Origin of the sequence: Ectothiorhodosinus mongolicus (assembly GCF_022406875.1) — a bacterium.
Lineage (GTDB): Bacteria > Pseudomonadota > Gammaproteobacteria > Ectothiorhodospirales > Ectothiorhodospiraceae > Ectothiorhodospira > Ectothiorhodospira mongolica.
Genome location: NZ_CP023018.1, coordinates 1,066,204 through 1,078,849, shown reverse-complemented (window position 1 = coordinate 1,078,849; position 12,646 = coordinate 1,066,204). Strand labels below are relative to the sequence as shown.

The window sequence follows — 12,646 nt, the reverse complement described above, 5'->3', positions numbered from 1 at the left end:
TTTGATTTGGTAGGGGGACTGTCTCAATATTGACACGTGATCATTTAAGAACACTTTTGTAAACCTGGTTTAAAAGATAAAGAAGTACCCATAGGAGGATAAGCCGGTGAAAAAAAGCACAGCTATAAAAACCGCTGCACTATCGGCCCTGTTTGTAGTCGCCAGCTTTGCGGGCAATGCTCAGGCAACAGATGTGACACGCGGGGCTCTGATGGCGGCAACCTGTTTCGCCTGCCATGGCACAGATGGCAGAGCTTCAGGCGACATGCCCAGCATTTACGGGATTCCAGAGGAGATCTTGACGCGCAACATGATTGCTTTTAGAGATGGCACGCGCCCTGCGACCGTTATGGGCCGTCATGCGACGGGTTACAGCGACGAGGAAATCCGCGAGATCGCTGCCTATCTGTCCACCCTGCGCTAAGGAGAAATAAACCATGGATAAAAAATTTAGCAGACGTCATTTTATTCGTGCCCTTGGGGCTGGCGGTGCGGCAACAGCCTTAGCGGCCTGTGGCAGCGCACCCACCTACCTAACGGGGCGAGGACCTCATGTTGTGGTGGTGGGTGGTGGTTCTGGTGGTGCAACCGCCGCAAAATATCTGCGACGCTTTGATCCCAGCATCCAAGTCACATTGGTGGAACCTAATGCCACCTACCACACCTGCTATGGCTCCAACTGGGTGCTTGGCGGCATTGCTGAGATGGACCAAATCCAGCAGACCTACGGAACGTTGCAGGATCAGCATGGAGTCACAGTGGTACGCGACATTGTCAGCGCCATTGAAGCCGACAAAAATCAGGTCGTGCTGGGTAGCGGTCGACGTTTGAGCTATGACCGTCTGGTGGTTTCTCCGGGCATTGATTTCCGCTTTGATGCTGTTGAAGGTTACACCGCTAATGACGTCCGACAAGTGCCGCATGCTTGGAAAGCCGGGGAGCAAACCCAAATCTTGCGTGACCAATTGCGCGACATGCCCAATGGTGGAACCTTCGTCATGGTGGCGCCTGGGAATCCCTTCCGCTGCCCGCCAGGACCCTATGAACGAGCCAGCATGGTGGCGCATTACTTTAAACAGCATAAGCCGCGCTCGAAGATCATCATCCTGGATAACAAAGAGAACTTCTCTAAGCAGGGACTGTTCATGGCCGGCTGGCAAGAACTCTATGGTGAAATGATTGAGTGGGTACCTAGCTCAAGGGGTGGCCAAGTCGAACGCGTGGATGTGGCCTCCCGAACAGTGTACTCCGATGGCGGCTTAACCCGGTTTCGCGCTGATGTGCTGAACTTTGTGCCTGCGCAGCGTGCTGGTGATATCGCTGTGAACTCAGGGCTGACCAACGACACTGGATGGTGCCCGGTAAACCAGCTGACATTCCAATCACAAATGGACGAAAACATTTTTGTGATCGGCGATGCCAGCATCGCTGGGGCTATGCCTAAATCAGGCCACTCTGCTAATACTCAAGGCAAGGTCGTTGCCGCTTCGATTGTGCGCGCCATGCGCGGCCAAGAAATGCTTGCTCTGTCGACGGTCAATACCTGTTATAGCCTCGTCAGCCCGCAATACGGTATCTCTGTGGCGGCAGTTTATCGCGTTCAAGACGGTAACATTGGCGGAGTTCCCGGCTCAGGTGGCGTCAGCCCGGGCAACGCCACAACGGCTTTCCGCAGGCAGGAGGCCAATTATGCTCGTGGCTGGTATGCCAGCATCACCCAAGATATCTGGGGTTAATTGAAAGCCCCCCTGAAATGATGCAGTCGGGCCCTCAGGGGCCCGATTTTTCAGGCATTTAAGTCGGGAATTAGACGGCTCTCGAGTCTAGATATAGCGTCTTTCAGATAGAGCTTGCGCTTTTTTAAGCGGGTCAGCTGTATCTGATCTACAAAAGGCCCCTCATTGAGACGCTCAATCGCCTCATCTAGAGCGCGATGCTCTTGCTTGAGTTCAGCCAGCTGGGCCCTTATTTGCTCGAAGGATTCGGCGTCCACATTTGCATCCACCCTAGATTGGCAGTCATCATCCCAGAAGATTGGCTTTCATGCCATGTATAGGAATCCCGCTTTGATGAGTACTGAGCTAAAAACGCCCTCGGATCACAACCATCAGGACTGCATTGACTCGGCCATGCTCAGTGCAGAGCGCCTATGTCACGAGCGTGGCGCCCGCTTGACCCCAATGCGAGAGCGCGTTTTGAGGGAAATCTGGCAAAGTCATGAGGCGGTGAAAGCTTATGATCTGATTCATCGCCTCAGCTCTGCTGATCACACAGTGAAGCCGCCAACCGTCTACAGGGCCTTGGATTTTCTTTTAGAAATGGGCCTGATTCACCGCATCGAGAGCCTGAATGGCTACGTCGGATGTATTCAGCCCGAGCATGAGCATGAAGTTATGTTGTTGGTTTGTCGAGAATGCGGCGTGGTTCTAGAGTTAGCCGATGACCAAACCCATCGCAAGCTTCGCGCAGCGGCGAAAAAACAAGGGTTTCAATTGGATCAACGTATCGTCGAAGGCCGTGGCCTATGCGAGCAATGCGGATTGGTTGTCCCTGGCGCTACCAGTAATTCTCCGTCGTAATCTGCCCTGGCTCACGACGACGGTTTTTGGTCAGTCCGCGGGCTTTAAGGGTGGCGACGGTGTCGGTCACCATATCCGGATTACCACAGATCATCACTTGGGCGGCATCAGCACTGATTGGCAAGTTGGCATGCTTTTCCAATAGTCCGCTCTCAATGGCTGCAGGCACTCGCCCCGGCAACGCAAAGTCACACGCTTCACGGCTTACAAAAGGCACGAACTGGAACTGCTCACCGCGTTCTTGAAAACCCCGGATGATATTGCTGTAACTGAGTTCCTCAGCGTTACGCACAGCATGCACTAGCACAATTCTCTTGAATCTCTGCCAAGGAGCTTCAGTACGTAGCATGGACAGATAAGGACCCAGCGCTGTCCCCGTAGCAAAAAGCCACAAGACATCAGCATCTGGAAGTTCATCGAGTGTGAAAAAGCCATTGGCCTTATCCATCACCTGAATGGAATCACCAGGCTTTAAGGTGACAAGATGGTTGGTCAATGGCCCCTCAGGAACCGTGATGAAATAAAAATCTAATGGCCGATCTTGTGGAGCATTAACGTAGGAATAAGGCCTAGCTACCCGTTCACCGTCTAGCATGGTGCTGAGCCGATTGAATTGGCCCGCCTTGAAATCCTGAACATCGGCCTCAACACGAATGGAATACAATCGTGGGGTCCATTGTTTGAGTTCAACGACTTCAGCATCAATCCAACCGGCCATGCGACATCCTTATTTGCGTTTTTGGGCGTTAAATCTACGTTGGAGATTCCCGTCCATTTTTTCAACGCTACCATGTGTAAGGGCATTAACGCAGCTTAATAAGCCACTCAAAATATGTTTATCGATAGCCATTGTCATTTTGATTTCCCTGCCTTCGACGCCGATCGTGATGCCTGCTGGCAACGCGCAAGAGGCTTGGGTCTTGGTCATTTGATCATTCCTGCGGTCAACAAAGTTCGATGGCCACGAGTCATGGAGATTGCCCAGAAATATCCTGACGTGCATTTTGCCTTGGGTCTGCATCCCCTATATCTGGCTGATCACCAGCCTGAGCATATTGAGGATTTGAGAGCACATCTCCAGGAAAGGCAGCATGTCGTTGCCATCGGTGAAATCGGTCTGGATGGCACTCTGCCGTTATCCCGCTTCGAGGAACAGTGGGCGTATTTCACAGCGCAGCTCGATATAGCACTTGAGCGGGATTTACCGGTGATCATTCACGCCAGAAAAAGTGTCGATCAAGTGATCAAAGCCATTCGGCAACGACCCGGGCTACGCGGTGTCGTGCATAGTTTTTCGGGCAGCTTGCAACAAGCTGAGCAACTCATGAATCAAGGCTTTATGCTTGGCTTTGGCGGCGCGGTGACCTGGGATCGAGCCAAGCGACTGCAAGCGGTACTGCAAGCACTCCCCGCCAATGTCCTTCTGCTGGAGACTGATGCACCGGATCAGCCGGGAGCAGGCCACGCCAGAGAGCGCAACGAACCTGCTTGGCTGGCGGAGATACTGCAGCAAATCGCAGCCATCCGTGGTGAATCCCATGAGGCACTAGCGAATGCCACGACTGCTAACGCCCTGCATCTTTTTAAGCCTGATGCCTCTGGCTTGGGTGACTAGCTGTGCCGGTTGGCATCAACAAGCCGCATAAGCGATTTGTGTGTGGTTCAATCCACTGCTGAACATCCCGCATGATGTCCCCTGCTTGCCGCCCCTCAGTGGGGATCAACGGCCCAATCTCCACTTCAATCGTACCGGGATATTTAATGAAACTGCCGCGCGGCCAAAACAAACCCGCATTATGGGCGATGGGCACAATAGGTACCCCTGTGCGCGCAGCCAGAACAGCCCCACCCATGCGGTAGCGCGGCGGCGCACCAGGCGAGGTGCGGGTGCCTTCCGGGAAAACAATCACCCAAAGACCCCGTTGTAAACGCTCACCGCCCTGTCTAACTAACTCAACCATGGCTTTACGACCCGCAGCGCGATCCAAAGCGATGGCGCTCAACAAGCGCATGCCCCAGCCAAAAACAGGCACGTTCAGTAGTTCTTGTTTTAACACCCAGACCTGCGGTGGAAGAATTTGCGTTAACGCCAAGGTTTCCCAGGTCGATTGGTGTTTTGCCATGACAATCGCAGCCTGATTCGGCAGATGCTCAATGCCGTTTACGCGGTAGCGGATACCGCAGCAAAGTCGCAACCAAAATAGATTGAAGCGCGGCCACATAGCCAAGAGGCGGTAGCGTAACCGCCAAGGTAGGGGTGCGAGCAAGGGTATCACCAGGCCGACGATCACCGTCGACAAAACCATACCCAGCCAAAAAACAGAGGCGCGAATAGTGAGCAGGAATTTCACAGCGCTAAGGCAGTCGTGACAGATCAGCAACGCGAATCAATAACCGTGAGACCTGTCCCAGTAAAGCCAAACGATTGGCACGAGTCTTGGGGTCTTCTGCCATTACCATGACCTGCTCAAAAAATGTATCCACAGGACCTCGCAATGCTGCTAAAGCAGTCAACCCAGCAGTGTAGTCAGCCTGATCAAATAGTGCCCCAATGCGCGGCTGCAGCTCCTCTAGTGCGTTAAAAAGGCTCAGCTCAGCCACTTCTGATAGAAGCTCGCCATCGACTATTGCCGCCTCAGTGTCCACTTCCTGTTTGCGCAAAATATTGTGGATGCGTTTATGGGCAGCAGCCAGGGCCTCGGCCTCTGGCAATTCGCGGAAATGCGCTACCGCGTGCACGCGAGCATCGAAATCCAGCGGCTTTAAAGGCCGCAACGCCAGAACTGATTCAAAGATTTCTGGAATCACGCCCTGATCTGCATAGTAAGCGCGCAAACGTTCGAGCATGTAATCAAGCACTTCGGGAACAGCTTTTTCGGCCGGCACTGCTGCTGGGTAAGCCTTAGCGGCCTGCTGCAGCAGTGTCTGCAAGTCCAGCGGCAATTGAGATTCAATGAGAATACGCAGGACACCCAGAGCCGCGCGCCGTAAGGCAAAGGGATCTTTAGTGCCACTGGGTTTTTGTCCGATCGCAAAAATCCCCACCAGGGTATCCAAACGATCCGCCAGCGCGAGGGTCTGTCCCTCCGCAGAAGTTGGCAACTTATCCCCCGCCTGACGCGGGAAATATTGCTCTTCTAGGGCTTGGGCAACCGCCTTAGTCTCACCATCGTGGGCAGCGTAGTAGCGACCCATAATGCCCTGTAATTCAGTGAACTCGTAAACCATCAAAGTCTGCAAATCACATTTGCATAATTGCGCGGCGCGCTTGGCCTGTTCTCGGTCTGCACCAATTTGGGGCGCGAGCCACTCGGCCATCGCTGTTATGCGCTGCGTCTTGTCGAACAAACTACCCAGTCGCTGCTGAAAAATCACTGTTTTCAGGCCGGGCAGATGACTCTCCAAGGTCTGGCGACGATCTTGAGTCCAAAAAAACTCCGCATCAGCAAAGCGCGGACGAATGACGCGCTCGTTACCCTCTTGCACACGCTCAGGAGACTGAGAATCGATATTGGCAATGGTGATGAAATGCGGCATCAGCACACCATCGGTATCAATCACTGGGAAATACTTCTGATTGTCCTGCATGGTCGACATCAAAGCCTCTTGAGGCACTGACAAAAAACGCGCATCAAAATGTCCAGTAATCGGTACCGGCCACTCCACTAAGGCGGTGACTTCAGCAAGCAACTCTTCTTCGATAATGGCCTGGCCACCCAGCGCTGCTGCCGCTTGCATGACCTGCTGACGGACTTGTTCGCGACGCTCTGAGAATTGAGGTATGACCCAGCCCTGGCGTTGCAGCATCCCGGCATAGCCGCTGGGCTCGTTGATCTGCAATGGCTCGGGGCAATGAAAACGGTGGCCGCGTGTTTCTCGGCCCGCAGAGATACCCATGATATCGGCATCAATCACCTGATCCCCATACAGAAGTACCAACCAATGCACCGGGCGCACAAACTCGGCATCATTGTTGCCCCAGCGCATACGCTTGGGGATGGGCAATGCTGCTAATGCTGTGGCAACGATATCCGGCAACAACTTAGCTAAGGCAGAGCCCAACTGCATCTGACGATGCACCAGCCAGTGCCCCTTATCGGTTTCTAAGGTTTGCAAATCTGCCATCTCAACCCCGCAGGAGCGAGCGAACCCCAAAGCTGCAGGAGTCGGTTTTCCGGCATCATCAAAGGCAGCAGCCACTGCCGGGCCGCGCCGCTCGACGGTGCGCGATGCTTGTTCCGCAGGAACTTGGCGCAGCAATACCGCCAGACGGCGAGGTGTAGCAAAGGACTCCAACCCCTGATGGCCCAGGCCCGCAGCCTCTAAACCCTTGTCAATCTCACTCGCAAAGGCTGCCTCAAGTTCTGGCAAAGCACGCGGCGGTAATTCTTCGGTGCCCAGCTCAATGAGCAGATCAGCGCATTGCGTCATACGTCACCCTGAGTGGCAGCGCCAGATCCTGAAAGCATGGGAAAGCCCAACTGCTCACGTGAGGCAAAATAAAGCTGCGCCACGGCTCGAGCGAGTTCTCGCACCCGAAGTATGTATCGTTGCCGCTCAGTGACCGAAATGGCGCGGCGAGCATCCAGCAGGTTGAATGTGTGTGAAGCCTTGAGCATTTGCTCATAGGCAGGCAAAGGCAGGTTGGCTTCAATCAGTTTTTGGCTTTGCGCCTCGCAGGTTTCAAACCAAGACAATAAGGCTTGGATATCGGCCTGTTCGAAGTTATACCGCGATTGCTCAACTTCATTTTGGTGATAAACGTCACCGTAGGTCACGATGCCCCGCGCACTTTGTGTCCAGATCAAATCGTACACGCTCTCGGCGCCTTGCAAATACATGGCTATGCGCTCCAGCCCGTAGGTAATTTCACCACTCACAGGTCGGCAGTCCAAACCGCCGACTTGTTGGAAATAAGTGAACTGCGTTACCTCCATACCATCGAGCCAGACCTCCCAACCCAGACCCCAAGCGCCCAGCGTCGGGGATTCCCAGTTATCCTCAACAAAACGAATGTCATGCACCAAGGGGTCAATCCCGAGCGCCCGCAAGGAATCCAGATATAAGTCCTGGATATTGTCCGGGGAAGGCTTGAGCAGCACCTGGAACTGGTAATAGTGCTGCAATCGATTGGGATTCTCTCCGTAACGCCCGTCAGTGGGACGCCGGGATGGCTGGACATAGGCGGCATGCCAAGGTTCAGGGCCGATGGCACGCAAAAATGTGGCGGCATGAAAAGTCCCCGCACCCATTTCCATATCATAGGGTTGCAACAACACGCAGCCTTGCTGAGCCCAAAAATCCTGCAGGGCCAAAATCAAGCCTTGAAAAGTATCGACATCTCGAACGGACATAGAGCGCTTCCAAAAGTGTGGCGAAAGTATAGCGGGCGGGCTGGGGCTGCGGCTAGCCGGGACACAAATGCACTGAATTGGTGCTTATTTTGGCTTAATGCCTTAAAATAGTGCGTACGACGCCCTCAATCGGGGCAAAAAATGCCGTGTTTTCACTATATTGGCAGTTTCAGGATGGATGGCACGGTTCCTGCTAGCTAATTCTGCAAGGTTCTCCATGCGGCGTTGCATGGACGCGCCGCTTCAACCTGAAACTCAACTCGTTCCCCGGAGGAGCACAGATGTCTACCAGTGAAGTATTGAAAATGATGAAGGATAACGACGTGAAATTCGTCGATTTCCGGTTCGTGGATAGCCGCGGTAAGGAACAGCACGTATCGGTTCCGGCACACACGGTCGATGAAGATGTACTTGAGGGCGGTAAAACATTTGACGGCTCCTCCATTGCTGGCTGGAAAGGCATCAATGACTCCGACATGATCCTGATGCCTGACTCCAGCAGTGCGGTCATGGACCCCTTCTTCGATGACTCCACCATGATCATCCGCTGCGATGTTGTCGAGCCGGCCACCATGCAAGGCTATGATCGTTGCCCTCGCTCTCTAGCTAAGCGTGCGGAAGCCTATCTGGCAAGCACCGGCATTGCCGACGGTAGTATGTTTGGTCCAGAAAACGAATTCTTTGTCTTTGACGACATTAAATGGGGCAACTCAATTCACGGCTCATTTTTCCGGATCGATGCTGACGAAGCCTCTTGGAACTCAGAGAAAGTCTTTGAAGACGGCAACATTGGTCACCGACCCACTGTCAAGGGCGGTTATTTTCCCGTGCCGCCGGTTGATAGCCTACAGGACCTGCGCTCAGCGATGTGTCTGGCCTTGGATGCGATGGGCCTTAAAACCGAAGTGCACCATCATGAAGTGGCGACCGCTGGTCAGTGTGAGATTGGCGTTGGCGCCGATGCACTGACCCGTAAAGCCGATGAAGTGCTTATTCTCAAATATGTTGTGCTCAACGTGGCACATAACTACGGCAAGACCGCTACCTTCATGCCAAAGCCGTTGGTGGGCGATAACGGTAACGGCATGCATGTGAACTTCTCTTTGTCCAAGGGCGGCAAAAATATCTTCGCCGGTGACAAATATGGTGGCCTATCTCAGGAAGCTCTGTATGCGATCGGCGGTTTGATTAAGCATGCCCGTGCACTCAATGCATTCACTAACCCGTCAACCAACAGCTACAAGCGTCTGGTGCCCGGTTTTGAAGCACCGGTGATGCTAGCCTACTCAGCTCGTAACCGCTCGGCATCGGTCCGTATTCCTTATGTGACCAGCCCGAAGGCACGCCGTATCGAGTTGCGCTTCCCCGACTCAACCGCTAACCCCTATCTGGCCTTCTCGGCCATGATCATGGCGGCCATTGATGGCATCCAGAACAAGATCGATCCAGGTGAAGCCATGGATAAGAATTTGTACGACTTGCCGCCGGAAGAGGAAAAGATGATCCCGCAAGTCTGCCATTCCTTGGATCAAGCTCTAGATGCTTTAGACAAAGATCGTGAATTCCTGATGGCTGGCGGCGTTTTCTCCAGCGACATGATCGATGCCTATATCGACCTGAAAATGGAAGATGTCACGCGCCTGCGCATGACCACGCATCCCGCAGAGTTCGATATGTATTACAGCCTGTAAGAGGGGCTGCGATCCAACTTGGGATCCGAAACCCCCGGCCCCAACGCCGGGGGTTTTTTTTCCTAACAACAAACCATAGGCACATTACTAAGCGGCACTAAACCAAAACATGCAAATCCTCAGCGTACACCGTCAACTGCTAGATAGCATGACCACTTCAGTGGTGATGCTAGATGCGCAATTGCGGCTGCGCTATTTGAATCCCGCTGCGGAAATGTTGCTGGAGAACAGCTTTAAACGGGTCGAGGGCCTGCCCGCAACTGAGTGGTTACTGGATCATGATGACTTGATTGCCAGCTTGCGGCAGTCCTTGCAAACCGGACACCCGTTTACCGAGCGTGAGCGACCCCTGCGCCTGCCTCATGACCGCGAATTGACGGTGGATATCACAGTATCGCCGATTTCCGAGCCCGGCCACGAGCGCAAATTGCTCATGGAAATCACGCAAATCGATCGCCAAATGCGGATCTTCAAAGAAGAACAATTGCTCACCCAACATGCTGCAGCACGCGCCTTGCTGCGCGGTCTCGCCCATGAAATCAAAAACCCTCTAGGAGGGTTGCGAGGTGCGGCCCAGCTACTGGAACGCGAACTTCCCGATGCCGAATTACGAGAGTACACACGCATCATTATCGGTGAAGCCGATCGCCTGCAGGACCTCTTAGATCGCATGCTGGGGCCCAACAACCTGCCCCGAATGCAGCACATCAATGTGCATGAAATCCTCGAACATGTGCGCCAATTGGTCTCTGCTGAAGCGCCTTTGGCCATCACCTGGGTGACCGATTATGACCCCAGCATCCCTGAGATCAGCGCCGATCGAGATATGCTGATCCAAGCACTGCTGAATATCGTACGCAATGCCATTCAAGCTTTGGATCAATCGGGCAACGTCATTTTACGCACACGTGTGCTTCGTCAGTTCACCATTGGACAGACGCGGCATAAGCTCGTGGCGCAAATCGAGGTGATCGACAATGGGCCGGGTATAGCCCAAGACATAAGTGAGCGGATTTTTTTTCCCATGGTGTCGGGTAAAGATGGGGGCACGGGCTTGGGTCTATCCATTGCCCAAGCCCTGATCAACCAGCATGGCGGCCTGATTGAATGTGAATCAAGGCCCGGTGAAACCAATTTTTCAATTTTACTACCTGTGGAGTCACAAGATGACGCATCGTGAGCACATCTGGGTGATCGATGATGATCGTTCCATTCGCTGGGTCTTAGAGCGTGCACTGAACCGTGCCGATATCAGTGTCACCTCGTTTGCCGGTGCCGGTGATGCCTTACAAGCTTTACATGAGGAGGTACCTGATGCCTTACTCACCGACATTCGCATGCCTGGCATGGACGGACTAGAAATGCTTGACCGCATCAAAAAAGATCACCCCGACCTGCCCGTCATCATCATGACCGCACACTCTGATCTAGAAAGTGCCGTTTCTGCTTATCAGGGCGGAGCTTTCGAATATTTGCCAAAACCTTTTGATGTCGATGAAGCGGTTTCCTTGGTGCGCCGCGCCTGTCAGGCACGCCGTGAACAGGGCAAAGAATCGGCACAAGGACTCACGAAAACCACTGAAATCATTGGTGAGGCACCGGCGATGCAGGAAGTGTTTCGTGCCATTGGTCGCTTATCGCGCTCCAATATCACGGTACTCATCAATGGCGAGTCCGGGACTGGTAAGGAATTGGTGGCAGATGCGCTGCATCGTCATAGTCCTCGCGCCAACATGCCCTTCATCGCACTCAACACCGCAGCTATTCCTCGCGATCTGCTGGAGTCCGAACTATTTGGACACGAAAAAGGGGCATTCACGGGCGCGCAAAGTTCTCGCCGCGGCCGCTTTGAACAAGCTGATGGCGGCACACTGTTCTTAGACGAAATCGGCGATATGCCGGCTGAACTGCAAACGCGCTTGTTGCGGGTTCTGGCTGATGGGGAGTTCTATCGCGTGGGCGGGCATATGCCGGTTCGCGTTGATGTCCGTATTATTGCCGCGACTCATCAGAATCTTGAGGCGCGCGTCAAAGACGGGTTATTCCGAGAAGACTTGTTCCATAGACTGAATGTCATTCGCATTCATGTCCCTTCGCTGCGCGACCGTCGCCAAGACATACCGCTGTTACTCAATTATTTTTTAGCTCAGGCGGCCTCGGAGCTCAACGTGGAGCGCAAAGTACCTCTTCCTGAGGTGATCGATTACCTATCGGCCTTGGACTGGCCCGGCAATGTGCGTCAGCTGGAAAATCTCTGTCGCTGGCTAACTGTTATGGCCTCGGGCAGAGAGATACATATTGATGACCTACCCCCAGAGCTGCATGAACGCGACACTCAGACAGCCGGGGGCAGCTGGGAGCACAATCTCGCACACTGGGCTGAACAAGAATTGGCTCGAGGACGCAGCGGTATTCTTGACCAGGCTCTGCCTACTTTCGAGCGCATCATGATTCAAGCGGCTTTAAAACGAACCGGTGGACGGCGACAAGACGCGGCCCGCCTACTTGGCTGGGGTCGAAATACCCTGACGCGCAAGATCAACGAATTAGATATGAGTTCAGGAACGCATCAAGACTGATGGCGAATACGAATCACCACATCAATACCTTCTACCTCCACACCTGGGGGCAGGGGCGGCAGTTGGTGTACGTGGACACCGGCCACCTCAACATCATGCATATCGCCAGTGTCGACATCGAGCACATGGTGATGTGGGTCTAGGTTGGAGTCATAGAGCAGGCGCGTGGGATCAACCACCACCTCGCGGACCAGTCCCTGGCGAGCGAATAATCCCAAAGTGTTATAAACCGTGGCTTTAGAGACCAATGGGCCGTTCTCATTCACCTTGGAGAGCACCTGATCAGCCGATAAATGCTGAGGTTTCTCAAACAGCACCATACCAATATCCAAGCGCTGCTGTGTCGGCGTGACATCGTGATCGCGCAGCTTAACCAGGATGTCTTCGCGGCTTGGCGTTTTTGAGAGTGTGCTATGCCCCATAGCTCAAAGTATAGGCGGGAA

13 protein-coding genes are annotated in these 12,646 nt (G+C 53.6%); 7 read left to right on the top strand and 6 right to left on the bottom strand.

What is annotated here, in order from left to right; all coding sequences use genetic code 11:
• Window positions 1-106 precede the first annotated feature (106 nt).
• Together CKX93_RS04995 and CKX93_RS04990 are read left to right on the top strand one after the other, a co-directional pair.
• On the top strand, window positions 107-424 hold the full coding sequence (locus CKX93_RS04995) for a c-type cytochrome (protein ID WP_234982815.1): 318 nt from the start codon (window positions 107-109) through the stop codon (window positions 422-424).
• A gap of 13 nt (window positions 425-437) precedes the next feature.
• Complete coding sequence (locus CKX93_RS04990) at window positions 438-1,736, top strand: NAD(P)/FAD-dependent oxidoreductase (RefSeq protein ID WP_076755583.1); 1,299 nt, start codon at window positions 438-440, stop codon at window positions 1,734-1,736.
• A 50-nt stretch (window positions 1,737-1,786) separates the two neighbouring features.
• On the opposite strand, the gene CKX93_RS04985 is transcribed toward CKX93_RS04990, so the two are convergent.
• Window positions 1,787-1,993 (bottom strand): YdcH family protein, encoded by a 207-nt coding sequence (locus tag CKX93_RS04985; RefSeq protein ID WP_076755942.1) that lies wholly within the window; start codon window positions 1,991-1,993, stop codon window positions 1,787-1,789.
• Between the two features lie 76 nt (window positions 1,994-2,069).
• On the opposite strand from CKX93_RS04985, the gene CKX93_RS04980 reads away from it, so the two are divergent.
• Complete coding sequence (locus CKX93_RS04980) at window positions 2,070-2,579, top strand: Fur family transcriptional regulator (RefSeq protein WP_076755582.1); 510 nt, start codon at window positions 2,070-2,072, stop codon at window positions 2,577-2,579.
• Here CKX93_RS04980 and CKX93_RS04975 read toward each other — a convergent pair.
• Window positions 2,557-3,297 (bottom strand): ferredoxin--NADP reductase, encoded by a 741-nt coding sequence (locus tag CKX93_RS04975; protein WP_076755581.1) that lies wholly within the window; start codon window positions 3,295-3,297, stop codon window positions 2,557-2,559. The genes CKX93_RS04980 and CKX93_RS04975 overlap by 23 nt on opposite strands.
• Before the next feature lie 114 nt (window positions 3,298-3,411).
• On the opposite strand from CKX93_RS04975, the gene CKX93_RS04970 reads away from it, so the two are divergent.
• On the top strand, window positions 3,412-4,194 hold the full coding sequence (locus tag CKX93_RS04970) for a TatD family hydrolase (protein ID WP_076755580.1): 783 nt from the start codon (window positions 3,412-3,414) through the stop codon (window positions 4,192-4,194).
• Here CKX93_RS04970 and CKX93_RS04965 read toward each other — a convergent pair.
• From CKX93_RS04965 to glyQ, 3 genes are read right to left on the bottom strand one after another with little or no spacing between them, the layout of a single operon-like run.
• On the bottom strand, window positions 4,163-4,930 hold the full coding sequence (locus tag CKX93_RS04965) for a lysophospholipid acyltransferase family protein (RefSeq protein ID WP_076755579.1): 768 nt from the start codon (window positions 4,928-4,930) through the stop codon (window positions 4,163-4,165). The genes CKX93_RS04970 and CKX93_RS04965 overlap by 32 nt on opposite strands.
• A gap of 4 nt (window positions 4,931-4,934) precedes the next feature.
• Window positions 4,935-7,010: a glycine--tRNA ligase subunit beta gene (glyS, locus tag CKX93_RS04960; protein ID WP_076755578.1), complete on the bottom strand. Its 2,076-nt coding sequence runs from the start codon at window positions 7,008-7,010 to the stop codon at window positions 4,935-4,937.
• Window positions 7,007-7,933 carry a glycine--tRNA ligase subunit alpha gene (glyQ, locus tag CKX93_RS04955; RefSeq protein ID WP_076755577.1) on the bottom strand — a complete coding sequence of 309 codons (927 nt, stop codon included), beginning with the start codon at window positions 7,931-7,933 and terminating at the stop codon, window positions 7,007-7,009. The genes glyS and glyQ overlap by 4 nt, the downstream gene beginning before the upstream one ends.
• A 281-nt stretch (window positions 7,934-8,214) precedes the next feature.
• Between glyQ and glnA the strand changes: the two genes are divergently transcribed.
• The 3 genes from glnA (at window position 8,215) to ntrC (ending at window position 12,203) form a co-directional block, all read left to right on the top strand.
• Window positions 8,215-9,624, top strand: coding sequence for a glutamate--ammonia ligase (glnA, locus tag CKX93_RS04950; RefSeq protein WP_076755576.1), 1,410 nt, complete (start codon window positions 8,215-8,217; stop codon window positions 9,622-9,624).
• Window positions 9,625-9,733: 109 nt separating this feature from the next.
• Window positions 9,734-10,804: a nitrogen regulation protein NR(II) gene (gene glnL / locus CKX93_RS04945; RefSeq protein ID WP_076755575.1), complete on the top strand. Its 1,071-nt coding sequence runs from the start codon at window positions 9,734-9,736 to the stop codon at window positions 10,802-10,804.
• Entirely contained in the window at window positions 10,791-12,203 is a 1,413-nt protein-coding gene (gene ntrC, locus CKX93_RS04940) for a nitrogen regulation protein NR(I) (RefSeq protein WP_076755574.1), read from the top strand. The genes glnL and ntrC overlap by 14 nt, the downstream gene beginning before the upstream one ends.
• Here ntrC and CKX93_RS04935 read toward each other — a convergent pair.
• Window positions 12,194-12,625 (bottom strand): Fur family transcriptional regulator, encoded by a 432-nt coding sequence (locus CKX93_RS04935; RefSeq protein WP_076755573.1) that lies wholly within the window; start codon window positions 12,623-12,625, stop codon window positions 12,194-12,196. The genes ntrC and CKX93_RS04935 overlap by 10 nt on opposite strands.
• Window positions 12,626-12,646: the final 21 nt, after the last annotated feature.